Source organism: Cohnella hongkongensis (assembly GCF_042654645.1).
Lineage (GTDB): Bacteria > Bacillota > Bacilli > Paenibacillales > Paenibacillaceae > Cohnella > Cohnella hongkongensis.
Genome location: NZ_JBHSEP010000008.1, coordinates 153,335 through 168,743, shown reverse-complemented (window position 1 = coordinate 168,743; position 15,409 = coordinate 153,335). Strand labels below are relative to the sequence as shown.

The 15,409-nt window shown below is 59.4% G+C and carries 21 protein-coding genes; 14 read left to right on the top strand and 7 right to left on the bottom strand.

From position 1 onward, the window contains the following. Positions 1 to 8: 8 nt before the first annotated feature. The 5 genes from ACFO3S_RS13340 to ACFO3S_RS13320 are packed head-to-tail and all read right to left on the bottom strand — an operon-like array spanning position 9 to position 1,780. Positions 9 to 416 carry a spore germination protein GerPE gene (locus tag ACFO3S_RS13340; RefSeq protein ID WP_378096610.1) on the bottom strand — a complete coding sequence of 136 codons (408 nt, stop codon included), beginning with the start codon at positions 414 to 416 and terminating at the stop codon, positions 9 to 11. After that, positions 406 to 627, bottom strand: a complete 222-nt coding sequence (locus tag ACFO3S_RS13335; RefSeq protein WP_378096607.1) for a spore gernimation protein GerPD — start codon at positions 625 to 627, stop codon at positions 406 to 408. Before ACFO3S_RS13335 ends, ACFO3S_RS13340 begins: the two co-directional genes overlap by 11 nt. Before the next feature lie 5 nt (positions 628 to 632). Beyond that, the gene (gene gerPC, locus ACFO3S_RS13330) at positions 633 to 1,319 is read right to left on the bottom strand and encodes a spore germination protein GerPC (RefSeq protein WP_378096604.1); all 687 of its coding nucleotides are present in this window, start codon (positions 1,317 to 1,319) and stop codon (positions 633 to 635) included. 15 nt (positions 1,320 to 1,334) lie between these two features. Then, a complete protein-coding gene (locus tag ACFO3S_RS13325; RefSeq protein WP_378096601.1) occupies positions 1,335 to 1,532 on the bottom strand; it encodes a spore germination protein GerPB in 198 nt (65 codons plus the stop codon). A 17-nt stretch (positions 1,533 to 1,549) separates the two neighbouring features. Further along, positions 1,550 to 1,780 (bottom strand): spore germination protein, encoded by a 231-nt coding sequence (locus tag ACFO3S_RS13320; RefSeq protein ID WP_378096598.1) that lies wholly within the window; start codon positions 1,778 to 1,780, stop codon positions 1,550 to 1,552. Between the two features lie 167 nt (positions 1,781 to 1,947). On the opposite strand from ACFO3S_RS13320, the gene ACFO3S_RS13315 reads away from it, so the two are divergent. From ACFO3S_RS13315 to ACFO3S_RS13265, 11 genes are all read left to right on the top strand, one after another. After that, positions 1,948 to 2,409: a hypothetical protein gene (locus tag ACFO3S_RS13315; RefSeq protein ID WP_378096595.1), complete on the top strand. Its 462-nt coding sequence runs from the start codon at positions 1,948 to 1,950 to the stop codon at positions 2,407 to 2,409. A 68-nt stretch (positions 2,410 to 2,477) separates the two neighbouring features. Next, the gene (locus tag ACFO3S_RS13310) at positions 2,478 to 2,681 is read left to right on the top strand and encodes a hypothetical protein (protein ID WP_378096593.1); all 204 of its coding nucleotides are present in this window, start codon (positions 2,478 to 2,480) and stop codon (positions 2,679 to 2,681) included. Between the two features lie 371 nt (positions 2,682 to 3,052). Then, positions 3,053 to 3,490, top strand: a complete 438-nt coding sequence (locus ACFO3S_RS13305) for a Fur family transcriptional regulator (RefSeq protein ID WP_378096749.1) — start codon at positions 3,053 to 3,055, stop codon at positions 3,488 to 3,490. Continuing rightward, complete coding sequence (gene yidD, locus ACFO3S_RS13300; protein WP_378096590.1) at positions 3,487 to 3,768, top strand: membrane protein insertion efficiency factor YidD; 282 nt, start codon at positions 3,487 to 3,489, stop codon at positions 3,766 to 3,768. Before ACFO3S_RS13305 ends, yidD begins: the two co-directional genes overlap by 4 nt. A gap of 344 nt (positions 3,769 to 4,112) precedes the next feature. Next, a complete protein-coding gene (metG, locus tag ACFO3S_RS13295; RefSeq protein ID WP_378096587.1) occupies positions 4,113 to 6,146 on the top strand; it encodes a methionine--tRNA ligase in 2,034 nt (677 codons plus the stop codon). A gap of 285 nt (positions 6,147 to 6,431) precedes the next feature. Then, a complete protein-coding gene (locus tag ACFO3S_RS13290) occupies positions 6,432 to 7,487 on the top strand; it encodes a metal ABC transporter solute-binding protein, Zn/Mn family (RefSeq protein ID WP_378096583.1) in 1,056 nt (351 codons plus the stop codon). A gap of 52 nt (positions 7,488 to 7,539) precedes the next feature. After that, the gene (locus tag ACFO3S_RS13285; RefSeq protein ID WP_378096580.1) at positions 7,540 to 8,310 is read left to right on the top strand and encodes a metal ABC transporter ATP-binding protein; all 771 of its coding nucleotides are present in this window, start codon (positions 7,540 to 7,542) and stop codon (positions 8,308 to 8,310) included. Positions 8,311 to 8,316: 6 nt separating this feature from the next. Next, positions 8,317 to 9,120, top strand: a complete 804-nt coding sequence (locus ACFO3S_RS13280; protein WP_378096577.1) for a metal ABC transporter permease — start codon at positions 8,317 to 8,319, stop codon at positions 9,118 to 9,120. An 18-nt stretch (positions 9,121 to 9,138) separates the two neighbouring features. Next, entirely contained in the window at positions 9,139 to 9,855 is a 717-nt protein-coding gene (locus ACFO3S_RS13275; RefSeq protein ID WP_378096574.1) for a cytochrome c biogenesis CcdA family protein, read from the top strand. Between the two features lie 160 nt (positions 9,856 to 10,015). Continuing rightward, entirely contained in the window at positions 10,016 to 10,438 is a 423-nt protein-coding gene (gene mntR, locus ACFO3S_RS13270; protein ID WP_378096571.1) for a transcriptional regulator MntR, read from the top strand. A gap of 215 nt (positions 10,439 to 10,653) precedes the next feature. Next, positions 10,654 to 11,604 (top strand): patatin-like phospholipase family protein, encoded by a 951-nt coding sequence (locus tag ACFO3S_RS13265; RefSeq protein ID WP_378096746.1) that lies wholly within the window; start codon positions 10,654 to 10,656, stop codon positions 11,602 to 11,604. 82 nt (positions 11,605 to 11,686) lie between these two features. Here the strand turns inward: ACFO3S_RS13265 and ACFO3S_RS13260 are convergent, their stop codons facing one another. Both ACFO3S_RS13260 and ACFO3S_RS13255 read right to left on the bottom strand, forming a co-directional pair. Continuing rightward, positions 11,687 to 11,998, bottom strand: a complete 312-nt coding sequence (locus tag ACFO3S_RS13260; RefSeq protein WP_378096569.1) for a hypothetical protein — start codon at positions 11,996 to 11,998, stop codon at positions 11,687 to 11,689. A gap of 48 nt (positions 11,999 to 12,046) precedes the next feature. Beyond that, the gene (locus tag ACFO3S_RS13255) at positions 12,047 to 13,018 is read right to left on the bottom strand and encodes a DUF1385 domain-containing protein (protein ID WP_378096566.1); all 972 of its coding nucleotides are present in this window, start codon (positions 13,016 to 13,018) and stop codon (positions 12,047 to 12,049) included. 180 nt (positions 13,019 to 13,198) lie between these two features. Between ACFO3S_RS13255 and ACFO3S_RS13250 the strand changes: the two genes are divergently transcribed. The 3 genes from ACFO3S_RS13250 to ACFO3S_RS13240 all read left to right on the top strand — a co-directional run bounded on the left by ACFO3S_RS13250 (position 13,199) and on the right by ACFO3S_RS13240 (position 15,385). Beyond that, positions 13,199 to 13,735 (top strand): YqhR family membrane protein, encoded by a 537-nt coding sequence (locus tag ACFO3S_RS13250; protein WP_378096563.1) that lies wholly within the window; start codon positions 13,199 to 13,201, stop codon positions 13,733 to 13,735. 131 nt (positions 13,736 to 13,866) lie between these two features. Next, the gene (aroQ, locus tag ACFO3S_RS13245) at positions 13,867 to 14,319 is read left to right on the top strand and encodes a type II 3-dehydroquinate dehydratase (protein WP_378096560.1); all 453 of its coding nucleotides are present in this window, start codon (positions 13,867 to 13,869) and stop codon (positions 14,317 to 14,319) included. Continuing rightward, entirely contained in the window at positions 14,312 to 15,385 is a 1,074-nt protein-coding gene (locus tag ACFO3S_RS13240; protein ID WP_378096557.1) for an aminopeptidase P family protein, read from the top strand. Before aroQ ends, ACFO3S_RS13240 begins: the two co-directional genes overlap by 8 nt. Positions 15,386 to 15,409: the final 24 nt, after the last annotated feature.

Genomic DNA, 15,409 nt, shown 5'->3' with positions numbered 1-15,409 from the left:
AATCTACCTTATATTTCAGCGGATGTCCCGGGAGGCAGTGCGGCGGGGTTGTTGAAGTGGCGAATATGCTTAATCCGGGAAACGCCGCGAACAGGCCCGCTGCAGCCTGCGCGGAGAATGGAGGAGCTGGATACGCCGAAGGTGCGGATGCTGCCGATCTGAAGGGTGGGCCAGGGCGATTCGCTTCGGAACGCGACCTGCGGACGAGCTTCCGGAACGAGCTCCGGCAAGTAGAAGAGCGGGTACGATGCGAAGAAGAACTCGTCTTCCTTCACATTCGCGATCGCCCTCTGCACGGCAATCGCCCACGACGCCATGTTCGTCTCCCCTCCGTCGCCGAGATGAACGACGCCGGACGCGCTGACAGTGTTCACGAAGAGCGACAGCAGCGTCGTGCTTCTGCAATCATAGCTCAAGAGCTTCTTCCTCCTCCTCCTCCTGAGGCGAGGGCAAAGGCGCGATCGGCGAGACGAGCAGAGATTCCGGAGGCGTATCGAAGTAGGAAGAAAGCGTAATGGATTCGGTGTCGCCAAGCAGCAGAGCCGCCGAGCTGGTAATTCCGCCGAGCAGGATGCTGCCGACGGATACCGGTCCGTTAGTCACGTTCAAATACAGAGGCGCCGCCATGTCTTTCACTCCCTTTTCTCGGACTGCTGAAGCTTTTGCTGCTTGCTTAAATAGGCCGTGAAGGCCCCTTGAATGTCCCGAATCGTTTTTTCTTTAATTCTCGCCCGCCAATTCCGCTGCTCCTCCTCGGTTCCTTGGGCCGGATAAGCTTCGGATCGGACATAATAATGAACGCGTTCGTTAAGCTGTTTTTTGACGTCTTCGACAATCTGCCGCCGAAGCTCGCCGCTTAGCGGAATGCCGAACTGCTGCTCCAGATCGGTCAGCGTCGCGTACGCTTCGTGATCCATATGCTCCGCCATCTCCTGCTGAAGCTGGCGCAGAGGCGGGAGCGCGGGGTCCGCGCTTCCGGACGCGGCTGTCCAGCCAGCGAAGGGAGGCGTCTCCAGCGACTCGATATGGTCCAGGCCTTGTGGAGAAATGCCCACGTTCAGCGTGCCTTCCAGCCGGTTGACCTTCAATTGGTCGAAGTGGTACTCGACGTGCAGGGGGGGCTTGCTTTGGACTTCGTCAAGCTGATTCTGCAGCGAGGCAAGCTGCTCCGCCATCTGCTTCAGTTGAGCCTCGGCCCGGTACAGACGGTTCGCCAGGTCGGCCCACGAGCTCGGCGCCGCCCCTCCTTGCGCTGCGCCCGGATAAAGCTCCGTCTGGGGCGTCTGGTAGACCCCGCCCCACCAATTCGGCTGCTGCATCATCATCGCCCCTTCTCAAGTCGGATTCGGCAGCGGCACGAGAGAAAGCTCGTCGCCCAGCTGGGGGGCAGGCTCCACGAAGCCGCCGGTATTGTAAAGCTGGGACAGGGACTGAATGCTCCCCGCGCTTCCGATCTGCAGGACGGAGGAGTTGGTCAGTCCATCTATTCGGAGCTGGCCGATCGTGATCGTTTGTTGAACGTTCCAAGTCATAGCAGACACCTCCATGGTTAACCGAAGGTTCCTACGTTGTTCTCGCTGGAATCCTGAACGTCGGGATCGTTCGTGTTCGTGGCGCTGACCGCGTTATTGCTGCGCGACAAGTCTCCCGTCAAGAAAGAGCCGGCTCCGGCGTAGGATTTGTTCGTGCTTGAAGGAGAGATTTGAATCGAGTCGCCGAACTGCACAACGCCGCTGCTGCCGATGCTAAGGATTTTGACATTGCCGACGATGCATGGCATGGGCATAACGACTCCTTCGCTATAGGCTCACAGACAGTGTATGAAGGCGGGAGCCCAGAGGTTCGCCCTAAGCAGACGGGAACGGGCCGGCCGGCGCTCTCATATGCTGGAGGAAGAGGTCTGGGCGCCGGCCCGGCCGTCGGATTTACGGACGGGAGGAGAGAGGCTTGAAATCTTTTTTTGATAGCGGACCGCTTCCGAGCTGGAAGGAGCTCCGAAGCTGGCTGGGCAAGGACATTCCGTGGAAGCTGGCGGAAAACTGGGATCGGGCGGAGGACGCCAACTGGATCAACGATTACGTTAAGCAAATTATGCAGAGCGCCAAGGCCGGTACGAGCGCTCCGAATCGCGCGACGGTGCAGACGGAAGCCAGGCAGGAGGGGAAATACGTCAGTGTGGCGATCCAGCTCGCGCCCGAGGTCGACATTCGCGCCCTGCAGCTGCTGGCGACATCGGAAAGGCTGAAAATCGCCGGCCTGCCGGGCGGCAAGAGCCGGATCGTCCGCTTGCCTGGGCTCGTCTACCCGCGTTCGGGCAAGGCTGTGATGAAGAAGGGGCGCCAGATCGTCGTCCGGTTTAAGCGGCGGCCCCCGGAAAAGTCCGAGTACGAATTGTTTATCCAGACGTAAAACGTTATAATGCTAAAGGAAGCTACCAATCGGAGTATCGGATCTGGCAATCTTAGGGGGGCAAGACAGTGGAAATTACGGACGTATCGGAAGTGTCGCTCGGCCTGTTCATCGCAGGAGTGATCTTCATTATGCTGGTCGGATCGTTCCTCAGCATGGGCGTGCTTCGCTTCTTCCAGATGAAGAAGCGCCAAGGAGGCATCTATCTCGGATTGTCGGTTGTCTCCTTCGTGACGATGGTTCTTGTCGTGGAAACCTGGTTCCCTGCGTGACGCGGGGTTCCCGGGCAGGAAGGACGGAGGCCGTTCGCGCTCATCGACCGGATGCGGAGCGGCTTCTTTTCGTTCGTGATTCAGAAAGGATAAAATTCGCTATCCTTATCTGAATCACCTCCCGGCAAAAACGCGATTCTGCGTCCAGAGGACGCCGAAGGCGTTTTTGCCTGGCTATTTTTGTAATCGGTTTCACTTCCGCGCGAAGGGCCGGCGTCTCCGTCTCGGGCGACCGGACAGGCGATCCGGGATGGGCGATGAAGCCGGACGGAGGCTGTCGGGAACGCTCCGATGGTGCAGAGGTTTGACGGAAGCTTGAGTTTCCTGCATAGTAAAGGAATAAAGCAATTGCGGGAGGGTATCTCGTGGGAATGACGGAACAGATTATGCAGACGATGGCCCGCAACGGGCTGCGCATTACCGAGCAGCGCAAGACGCTGGTCAAGTTGTTCGATAGCGCCTCGGGGTACTTGACGCCAAAAGAAGTGTACGAGCATATGCATCGGGTGTACCCGGGCCTTAGCTTCGATACGGTGTATCGGAATTTGCGGCTGCTGCTGGACATGGACGTGGTGGAGCAGGTCATGTTCGAGGACGGCGTCAAGTTCAGGCTGAGCTGCGGGGAGCAGCATCACCATCATCATATGATTTGCCTGCAGTGCGAGAAGACGCTCCCGATCCGGTTCTGCCCGTTGTCGGAGACCGACGTGCCGGGAGATTTCGAGGTCGTCAAGCACAAATTCGAAGTGTTCGGCTATTGCGGAGATTGCAGGGAAGCGGCTGCCAGCGACGCTCCGGAAGTCCGATGAAGGCGGCTCGCCGGGCGCTGCAGGCGCCGATCCGCGTATATCGCAAGTTCATTTCACCGTTGAAGCCGCCTACGTGCCGCTTCCTGCCGACGTGTTCGGCCTACGCGCTGGAGGCGATCGAGGTGCACGGAGCGGCGAAGGGCTCGTATTTGGCGATCAAAAGAATCTGCAAATGCCATCCGTTCCATCCCGGCGGCTTCGATCCGGTTCCGGAGAGAAAGCCGGGACGGCAGGAACGGGATCGCGCCGACGCGGCGGAGAAGAGCGGGGCGACTTGACACGGCGGCCTTCGTTCGGGTATATTTTGCGGGAAGAGTCATATAACGTTTCCGATGAAGGGATAAGTACAGGGAACCGACTATCGCAGAGAGCCGGGAAAGCTGCGAACCGGCATAGGGCGGCCTTGGAAGATGGTCCTGGAGGAATCGCTTTTGAGTCGGGCGCGGCGAAGTGCCGGGCAGGCAAGGGAGCGACGCGGAGATCGGCGTTACCGGATCGGCTTAATGAGCTTTCGCGGGCATCTCCCGCGGGAGGAATTTGGGTGGTACCACGTGAGTCTGAGCTCTCGTCCCATACGGACGGGAGCTTTATGTTTTTTAAAACGACGAAGGAGATGAAGACTGTGACGAATACGGAAAAAACGTTCTACATTACGTCGCCGATCTACTATCCGAGCGACAAGCTGCACATCGGCCATGCGTACACGACGGTGGCGGGCGACGCGATGGCCCGCTACAAGCGGCTTCGGGGATACAGCGTGCGCTATTTGACAGGCACCGACGAGCATGGGCAGAAGATCGAAAGGAAGGCTCAGGAGGCGGGCAAAACGCCTCAGCAATTCGTCGACGACATCGTCGCCGGAATTCAGGAGCTGTGGAGAAAGCTGGAAATTTCCAACGACGACTTTATCCGCACGACCGAGCCGCGACATACGAAGGTCGTTCAGGACATCTTTGCGAAGCTGCTGGCCCAGGGCGATATCTACAAAGGGGAGTACGAGGGCTGGTACAGCATCCCGGACGAAACCTATTACACGGAATCGCAATTGGTCGACGTCGAGCGCAGCGCCGACGGAGCGGTGATCGGCGGGAAAAGCCCGGACAGCGGCCATCCGGTAGAGCTGGTCAAGGAAGAATGCTACTTCTTCCGGATGAGCCAATACGCCGACCGTCTGCTCCAATATTACGAGGACCACCCGGATTTCATCCAGCCGGAGTCCCGCAAGACGGAAATGATCAACAACTTCATCAAGCCCGGGCTGGAGGATCTGGCCGTCTCGCGGACGACGTTTAACTGGGGCGTTCCCGTTCCGGGCGATCCCAAGCACGTGATCTACGTCTGGATCGACGCGCTGTCCAATTATATTACCGCGCTCGGGTACGGCACGGACGCGGACGAAGCTTATCGCCGGTATTGGCCGGCCAACGTGCATCTTGTCGGCAAGGAAATCGTCCGCTTCCATACGATCTATTGGCCGATTATGCTGATGGCGCTTGGTCTTCCGTTGCCGCAAAAGGTGTTCGCCCATGGCTGGCTGCTCATGAAGGACGGGAAAATGTCCAAGTCCAAGGGCAATGTCGTCGATCCGGTGAAGCTGATCGATCGCTACGGGCTGGACGCCGTCCGCTATTATCTGCTGCGGGAGGTGCCGTTCGGCGCGGACGGAGCGTTTACGCCGGAAAATTTCGTCGAGCGGATCAATTACGATCTGGCGAACGATCTCGGCAATCTGTTGAACCGAACGGTGGCGATGATCGACAAGTATTTCGGCGGCGAAGTGCCGCCGTTCGGGCTGGGCGTCACGGAATTCGACGAGGACCTGGAGCGGACGGCGCTGGCCACTGTCGACAAGGTGGAGGCGGCGCTGGAAAATATGGAGTTTTCGGTCGCGCTGGCCGCCGTCTGGACGCTGGTCGGACGGACGAACAAGTACATCGACGAGACGAAGCCATGGACGCTGGCGAAGGAAGAGGCGGATCGGGCGGCGCTCGGCTCTGTCATGGGGCATCTGGCGGAAAGTTTGCGCTTCGTGTCGATTCTGATCCAGCCGTTCCTGACGCATTCGCCGCGCCGGATATGGGCGCAGCTGGGCGTGGCGGAAGGAGAGCTGACCGGGTGGGAGAGCCTGCGGACGTTCGGAGGGAAGCTGGCCGGCACGAAGATCAGCAAGGGCGATCCGATTTTCCCGCGTCTGGAGCTGGCCGAAGAGGTTGCCTGGATATCCGGCTCGATGGGCGGGGCAGCGCCTGCGGCGGGCGCCGCGGACGCGGCGAATGCCGCTGCTTCCGGCAAGCAGGCAGAGGCTGGTGCGGAGGAAGCGCCGGAGCTCGCCCCGGAAATTACGATCGACGAATTTATGAAAGTCGAGCTGCGCGTGGCGCAGGTGCTTGCCTGCGAGCCGGTTCCGAAGGCCGACAAGCTGCTTAAGCTCCAGCTCGATCTCGGCTTCGAGCGGCGCCAGGTCGTCTCCGGCATCGCCAAGTTTTATAAGCCGGAGGAGCTTGTCGGGCGCAAGGTCATCTGCGTGACGAACCTGAAGCCTGTCAAGCTGAGAGGCGAGCTGTCGCAGGGCATGATCCTCGCCGCCTCGCAGGGCGATCAATTGACGCTGGCCACCGTTCCGGACGGCATGCCCAACGGCGCGATCGTCAAATAAGACCCGGAAGCTCGTTCCCGCCGGGGGCTTCGGCAGAACGGCCGAACTGAAGTTGAAGCGAGCAGCGACATCTATCTTCCCGTCCTCGCGCGGCGGGAGATAGATGTTTTTGTCGTGGGCGCCCTAATGGGCGGATCCAAGAAAAACAAACGGTCGGCGCGGTGCGGCGAAGTCGAGGCGCGCCGTCTCGGTCGCGTCTCCGATTGCGTTGGTTGACAGAGGGCGGTCTGAAGCCTATAATCGATCTGTTAATAAAAGTGATTACGATTAAGGGAGTCTGCCATCATGAAATTAATACGATCGCGCAAGACGTTGTTGAGGATAGCGTTGGCCGCGACTATAGCTGCGCTGGCCGGATGCGGCCAAAACGGTTCGAATACGCAGGAAGAGGGCAAGGTGAACGTCGTGACGAGCTTCTACCCGCTCTACTTCTTCGCCAAGGAGATCGGCGGCGAGCACGCGAACGTTGTCAATCTGATCGCTGCGGGAGTCGAGCCGCACGAATGGACGCCGAAAAGCCGGGACCTCGACGCCGCCTCCAACGCCCAGCTGTTTCTCTACAACGGGGCCGGACTGGAGGGCTGGGTCGACAATTTCCTGAACGGGCTCGGCTCGGGAAGCCAGGTGCTGACCGTGGAGGCGAGCAAGGGCATCGAACTGATACAAGGCAATCCGGAGCATGGCCATGATCACGGAGATCATTCGGATGAGAATGCAGACGAGCACGCGGATGAGCATGCAGACGAGCACGCGGATGAACATGCAGACGAGCATGCGGACGAGAACGGCGAGGAAGGCGGCCACAGCCACTCCGGCCTGGACGTCGATCCGCATACCTGGACCAGCCCCCGGTCGGCGCTGGTGATGGCGGCTAACATTCGGGACGCGTTCGTGAAGGTGGATCCCGCCAACGAGTCCGCATACGAAAGCCGATATTCCGAATTGGAGAAAAAGCTTAAAGAACTGGACGATCAATTCACGCAAGGGCTGGCCGGCTACGAGCGCCGCGACATCGTCGTCTCCCATCAGGCGTTCGGCTACCTGTGCCGGGATTACCATCTGAATCAGATCGCGATTATGGGCCTGTCCCCGGAAGCGGAGCCGAGAGCGCAGGATCTGCTGGAGATCGCCAAGTTCGTGAAGGAGAACGGCATTCCGTATATTTTCTTCGAGGAGCTGGTGTCCGAGCAGCTCGCCGAAACGCTGGCTCGAGAGGCGAAGGTGGATACGCTCGTCCTGAATCCGATTGAAGGGCTGACCCCGGAGCAGGAGAAGGCGGGAGAGAATTATTTCACGCTCATGGAGCGCAATCTCGAGAACTTGCAGAAGGCGCTCCAGTAAACTAACATAAAGAGATTGGGAGCATCATCATTCGTGAAGGGAGGGTGTTCGAATGGACGCCGCGGCAAGCATAAACGAGACGAGCTGCCATCAGGAGATCGTAAGGCTGAACGGCGTGTCTTTCTCGTACGACAACCAGCCGATCTTGCAGGATGTGAGCTTTCGCATCATGGAACGGGATTTCGTCGGACTGATCGGCTCCAACGGCGCGGGCAAAACGACGCTGCTGCGGATGATCGTCGGCTTGACCCGTCCTCAGAAAGGGACGATCTCGCTGTTCGGAACGCCGGCCTCCCGATTCAAGGAGTGGAACCTGATCGGCTACGTGCCGCAGAGAAGCCACTTCAACCCGCTGTTTCCGGCTACGGTGAGAGAGGTCGTCCAGTCCGGAATGTTCGGCAGGAAGAAGCTGTTCCGCCGCATGTCGAAGGAGGATGTCGTCCGCTGCGAGGACGCGCTCCGGGCGCTGAAGATCGAGGATCTCGCCGACAAACGGATCGGAGCGCTGTCCGGCGGTCAGCAGCAGCGGGTGTTTCTGGCGCGCGCGCTGATCAACAACCCGAAGCTGCTTATTCTGGACGAGCCTCTCACCGGCATCGACATCGAGACGCAGCAGAACTTTTTTCACATGATCAAGCATATGCACCAGAGGCACAACATTACGTTCCTGATGGTGTCCCACGACATGGACATGGTGCGCTCGTACTTGGGCGAGGAGCCCAAGGAGCGAAGCGGGAAGCTCAGCTTCTATATTCGGCATTCGCACGACCTGGAGGACTGCCAAGGCACGGATTTGCTGCATTCGCTGCGGAAAGAAGGGTAACCGGGATTGGAACTTTTATCGGCTGAATTTTTTCAGAGAGCGTTGATCGGGGGCGCCCTGATCGCGATAACGGCTCCGCTTATGGGGCTGTTTCTCGTTCTCAGGCGGCTGGCGATGATCGGGGATACGCTCGCCCATGTGAGCATCGCGGGGGTGGCGCTCGGCTTTCTCATGAACGTCTATCCGGTCGCGATCGGCCTGCTGTTCGCGATTGCCGCTTCGTTCGCGATCGAGCTGCTGCGCCGGACTTACCGGACGTACGCGGAGCTGTCGATCGCGATTATTATGTCGGGGGGGATCGCGCTCGCCTCGCTTCTGTTCACGATGGGAAAAGGGTTTAATCTGAGCGTAACCTCCTACTTGTTCGGCAGCATCTATACGCTGACCGATACGGACATCTTCGTCATCCTCGGCGTGACGGCCATCGTGCTGTCGATGGTGCTGATTCACAAAAAGGAGCTGTTCCTGCTCACCTTCGACGAGGACGCCGCGGCGGTGAGCGGTTTGCCTCTGAAGTATTTTAATATTATGCTTAGTATATTGACCGCTCTCGTCATCAGCGCGGCGATCAAGATCGTCGGCGCCCTGCTCGTGTCGGCCCTGCTGACGATTCCGGCCGCGTGCAGTCTGGCGCTGTCCCGCAGCTTTAAGCAGGCCGTAATTCTTGTCGTCGTCATCGGAGAAGCGGCGGTGCTGGCCGGGCTGTGGATCGCCGGCGTCGCCAATCTCGCCCCGGGCGGAACGATCGTGCTGCTGCTTATCGCCGTTCTCGCGGTGTCCGTCGCATCGACGAAGCTAATTAGAACCTAGGTTCAGGAGGGATACGCAATGGCGGACTTAAACGTCGGGATCGCTTTCGCCGCTGGCTTGGCCTCATTTATTTCTCCTTGCTGCCTGCCCTTGTACCCGGCATATTTATCTTACATAACCGGCGTATCCGTCAATCAGATCAAGACGGATACGAGCCGAAGCATGCGGATGAAAACGATGAGCCATACGCTGTTCTTCATTCTCGGCTTTTCCGTCGTTTTCTTTGCTCTGGCCTACGGCGCCAACGCCTTTACCGATCTTTTCCGGGACTATCAGGATACGATCCGCAAGGTCTCGGCCATTTTTATCGTCCTGATGGGCTTGTTCCTGATGGGCATCTTCCAGCCGCAGCTGCTAATGAAGGAGCGCAAGCTGAACATGAAGTGGAAGCCGGGCGGCTATCTCGGCTCGTTCGTATTCGGCATCGGCTTCTCCGCCGGGTGGTCGCCTTGCGTCGGCCCGATTCTCGGTTCGATCCTGCTGCTTGCCGCCAGCAATCCCGGCACATGGGTCGGCCTTACGACGGCTTATTCGCTGGGCTTCGCTCTACCGTTCTTCATTCTCGCCTTTTTCCTGGGCACCGCGAGATGGATTCTGAAATATTCCAACGCGTTAATGAAGATCGGCGGCGCCATGATGATTTTGATGGGCGTGCTGCTGTTCACCGACCGAATGACGAAAATTACGATTTGGCTGCAGAGCATTACGCCGAAATGGCTGTTCGACATCATGTGAGGCTCCTCTCCGGAGCTTCAGGGGACCGTTCCGGCCGGCGCTCCGGGTCATCTTCCCGGAGCGCTTCCTTCTGCCGTGCGGAGGTCGTCCACGCGGCCACTTCGGACTTGCTCGGTTTGCGTCAAACGGTGTATGATATGGAAGGAAAGGGGGACTAGCGTTGCCTACCCCAAGTATGGAAGATTATTTGGAGAGGATATACCGCTTGATCGACGAGAAGGGCTACGCCCGCGTCTCCGACATCGCCGAAGGGCTGGAAGTGCATCCTTCTTCAGTGACAAAGATGATCCAGAAGCTGGACAAGGACAACTATTTGATTTACGAGAAATACAGGGGGCTTGTCCTGACGAACAAGGGCAAGAAGATCGGCAAGAGGCTGGTCGACCGGCATCATCTCCTGGAAACTTTCCTGACGCTCATCGGCGTTCAGGAGGATAAAATTTACGCCGACGTGGAAGGAATCGAGCACCATCTGAGCTGGGATTCCATCACGTGCATCGAATCGCTCGTCGAATATTTCAACCGCGATCCTTCCCGGGCGGAAGAGCTGGGGAAGATCAGGGCCGAGATGGACAGCGATTGATCGGCAGCGAGAATAGCGTATCCCGAGCGCGGCGCCCGCCGCCGCGCCCGGACCGAGCAGCCGCACCTGCGAACGGGGCGGCTGTTTTTCGATTGGCGCATCGCCGTCCTCCGGTGTTAGCGCCGCCGCCGGCCGCATATGGATGAATGGTGAGGCCGGCACGCTGCGGCGCGACTCGGCCGGCAGTCCGCGGGGAGGCGATGCGGTTGGAGACGATCGAGGTCAATGCGGTGTTCGAGGGCGGAGGCGTAAGGGGGATTGCGCTGGCGGGAGCGGTCCGTTCCGCCGAGAAGCGCGGCATCGTCTTCCGGCAAGTGGCGGGGACGTCGTCGGGGAGCATCGTGGCTGCGCTTCTGGCCGCCGGATACACCGCCGACGAGATGAAGTCGGCGATCGAGCAGACGCCGCTGCGCTCTCTTCTGTACAGAAGCCGATTGTTCGATCTGAAGCTCGTCGGACCGGCCTCGCGGATTTTCTGGCGCAAGGGGCTGTACTCCAGCAAGAAGCTGGAACAGTGGGTCGCCGGTCTGCTCGCGGTCAAAGGGGTTCGCACGTTCGGGGATTTGCCGGGAGGAAAGCTGCGAATTATCGCGTCGGACATTACGAACGGCCGATTGCTCGTTCTCCCCGGCGACATCGCCCAGTACGGCGTCTCTCCGGGCCGGTTTTCCGTCGCGAGGGCCGTTCGGATGAGCACAAGCATTCCCTACTTCTTCGATCCGGTCATTTTGCGCCAGCCTCACAAGCATCGCAAGCGGCAAGCGTCGCCCTCCAGGTTTTCCTATATCGTCGACGGCGGACTGCTCAGCAACTTTCCGCTATGGCTGTTCGAGAACGAGGCTTCGCCGGAAGCCGACGTCCCCGTCATCGGCTTCCAGCTGGTCGGCCGCTCCGACGCCCATCCTCGCCGGATCAGCGGCCCGATCTCGATGTTTCAAGCGATGTTCGAGACGATGCTCAGCGCGCACGACGAAAGATATATCGAGAGAAACAAGGAAATACGCACGATTAAAATTCCGACTATAGGGGTCGGCAGCACGCAGTTCCATCTTTCGCCGGAGAAAAGCGAGGCGCTGTACCGTTCGGGCCTGGAGGCGGGAGACCGCTTCTTCGGCAGCTGGGATCGCAAGCTCGGAACGCTGAAGATCACGATCGCGAGAAGATAGGGGGGAGCTCCCCCGGGGCACCGAAAAAAAGCCGCCGCAGCGGGCCGGAGCGCAAGTCTCCGGCCGCTGCGGCGGCTTTCGTTCAATGATAGCGCGGCGGCTCGTCGTCTCGGTTCTTCCGTCCTTCAATGACGGTGAACGGGGACGGCCGGCGCCGCTCCGTCTTGGAAGCGGCGCTGCGGAAATCCGGACGCGGCCGCTTAACGGGAGGCCGGCTGGGGCGGCCCGGCTTTCTCCACCTGTTCGGCGGAAATTTGTACAGCAGAAACACGATCGCCACGAGTCCCAAGGGAATCGCCCAGGATTCGACGGAACCCTGCAGGAGCGACGTAATCACACCGATCGCCATCAGCGCCAGCACGATGGCGAACCCAAACTGGATTCGGTTTCTCATGCGTCATCCTCCTCCCTTACGTCTTGTGCAGCACGAGCGGAGCAATCGTCAAGCCTGCTTGGCCAGCGCGATACGAGGATTGCCGAACTCGTTGTCGAGCTCTCTCATTCGGTTGAACGACGCGATGGACACGGCGACCTGCTCGTCGCTCGGCTCCTTCGTCGTCAGGAGCTGAAGCCATAAGCCCGGCGCTCCCAGCCATTTCAAGAAGGGAACGTCCCTCAGCGCGTTCGTCCATCTCAGCACCTCGTAAGAGACGCCGAGCACGACCGGAAGCAGCAGAATGCGCTGAAAAATACGCTCGGCCATCGAATCCCACGTGAAGAGGGAATAGATAACAACGCCGACGATTACCGTGAAAATGATAAAGCTGCTGCCGCATCTGTAGTGAAGCCGGCTGAACTTCTGAACGGCTTCGACGGTGAGCTCGGAGCCCGCTTCGTACGCGCTGATCACCTTGTGCTCCGCGCCATGGTACTGAAACAGCCTCTTGATCATCGGCGTCTGGGACATGAACCACAGATAGGCCAGCAGGAAAACGATTTTGATGACGCCTTCAAGCAGGTTGTGCATTATCTTATTCTCGAAGGCTTGACTAAAGATCAGCCCTTCGAGTAAAGCCGGCACAACCGTAAAAATTAATTTGCCTACGATAAAAGATAGTATGCCCACAACGGCGACGCCTAAAATCATCGTCAGATTCCAGCGGTCCTTTTCTTTTTCCTTCTCCTTCTGCTTCGCGGCCTCTTCCGGACCGGCTTCGTCCTCGGCGTAGGCTTCGGCGGAGTAGGTCAAATGCTGCGAGCCTTTGGCGGCCGATTCGACAATGCCGACGATGCCCCGGATAAACGGGATTTTCTTGATCTTGTTCAACGTCGGCGTCGGCTTCTTGGGCACTTCGAGAAACGTGATCTGCTGATCCTTCCGGCGGACCGCAGTCACGTGAACGTGCTTGCCGGCGAACATGACGCCTTCTATGACGGCCTGTCCTCCATAGATCGAGGGAGTTTCCTTTGACATGACGGTTCACCTGCTTTACGAATAACTCTGGGGGCAAGACAATTCAGGCCCCAAGTACTTCTATTTTACAGGATCGGGGCATAGAAAGCCACTGGGAATGGGAGCTTGACGGCGAGTAGCCCGGCTTGAGCGAGGCTATACTAACTCGGTATCCGGTCAACGAGGAGGAGATGAGACGTCATGACGTCCGGCCGCGAGCTTGAACATCGTCGGAGGGATCGGACCAGCGGGCCGGCTCCGACAAACCCGATCTTGTTCAGTCTGAAAATCGGCTTTTATGCCGGGATCATCTGGGGGCTGCTGCGCTGGCTGGCGACAGGGCTTCGCTTTACGAGCGTGGCGAACGCTTTCCTGCTCGACCCGTTCGTTCCTCGCGCCTGGCTCCATGGCTTTTACTGGCAGCTGGGGGGCTGGGCCGCTTTCGTCGCGATGTCGATATTGGCAGCGCTCGTCTATGTCGCGATTCTGGGCAGGCTGCAGGGGCCGTGGCCGGGGCTGGCGTTCGGAGCGGTCTGGTGGGCGCTCGTCTACGCTGCGGCGGGCCCTTACGTCGGAGCGCTTCCTCCGCTCAGCCGGATCGGCTGGGGCAGCATCGTCACCGACTTCTGCCTGTTCCTGCTGTGGGGGCTGTTTATCGGATATAGCATCGCGTTTGAGCTTCATAACGAAGCGGCCCGGGAGCCGGCCGAGCGCCGGTCTCCGCTGCCGTCCTCCTGACCTCCGCCGCCTCGGGCTTTCGCCGCCATTCGTCGATTTCCCGATCGTTGCGAATATGGTACAATGTCTGTTGTACTTTGGGTCAAGTCGGCCGTCTGGCCGACGCCGAGGAGCGGGAGGAGCTGGAACGGATGGCAAGCCTGTTAGTATTGAACGGCCCGAATTTGAACATGCTCGGCGTTCGCGAGCCGGGCGTCTACGGCGTCGCGACGCTGGCCGACATCGAGGAAAGGCTGAGGAAGCTGGGCGCTTCTATGGGCGTGGAGCTGAGCTTCTTCCAATCGAATCACGAAGGCGCCCTGCTCGATGAGATTCATGCCGCTTACGGCAAGCACGACGGCATTCTAATCAACCCGGGAGCGCTGACCCATACGAGCTATGCGCTGCGAGACGGATTGGCGGCCGTAGGACTTCCCGTCGTCGAGGTTCATCTCTCCAACATTCACAAGCGGGAGGCGTTCCGTCACACCTCGGTCACGGCGGCGGTGGCGCTCGGGCAGATCGCGGGATTCGGGCCGGACAGCTACGAGCTGGGGCTGCTGGCGCTATGTCGTCATCTACAGGGAGGAGTCCACAATGCCTAACTCGAGAGTGGTGCGGCTGAGAGAAGCGATCGCCGCAGCCGGAGCGTCTGCGCTTCTCGTCACGAACCGCCGCAACGTGCGTTACTTGACCGGGTTTACCGGGACGTCCGGAGCGGCGCTCATTACGGCGGATCAGGCCGCGCTCGTCACCGACTTCCGCTATACCGAGCAAGCGGCGCAGCAGGCGCAAGGCTTCCGAATCGTCAAGCATGGCGCGGACATGAACGTTACGATCGCCGAAATGCTGCGAGAGCGGAACGCGGAGCGGCTGCTGATCGAAGAGCAGGACGTTACATATGCGGCCTATCGGAAAATGGAAGACGCGTTCCGTCCGGTCGAGCTGCTGCCATCGGACGGCGTCGTCGAGAAGCTGAGAATGACGAAGGACGAGGGCGAGCTGGCGATTCTGCAGGAGGCGGCCGATCTGGCGGATCGCACCTTCGAGCATATTTTGGGCTATCTGAAGCCCGGCGCGACGGAGAGGTCGATCGCCCTGGAGATGGAGATGTTCATGCGCGCTCACGGCGCGGCCAGCTCCTCCTTCGACACGATCGTCGCGTCCGGCGAGCGCTCGGCTCTGCCGCACGGAGTTGCCAGCGACAAGGAGATCGGCAGGAACGAATTCGTCACGCTCGATTTCGGCGCGTACTACAAAGGGTACTGCTCCGACCTGACGCGCACCGTCGTCGTCGGCAAAGCTAGCGACAAGCATAAGGAAATCTACTCGATCGTGCGGGAAGCGCAGCAGCATGCGCTCGATCATCTGCGTCCGGGCATGACCGGCAAGGAAGGCGACGCCTTGACGAGAGATATCATCACACGGTATGGTTATGGGGAATATTTCGGTCACGGTACGGGACACGGAATCGGATTGGAGATTCACGAAGCGCCGCGGCTTTCGCTTACCGGCGATCTTGTGCTGGCGCCCGGCATGGTCGTCACGGTCGAGCCCGGCATCTATCTGCCCGGCTTCGGCGGGGTTCGAATCGAGGACGACGTCGTGATCACCGATCGCGGTATCCGCATTCTGACGAGCTCGCCCAAGCAGCTGATCGAGTTGGACTAATCAAGAGCAATGTCTCTACAGGAG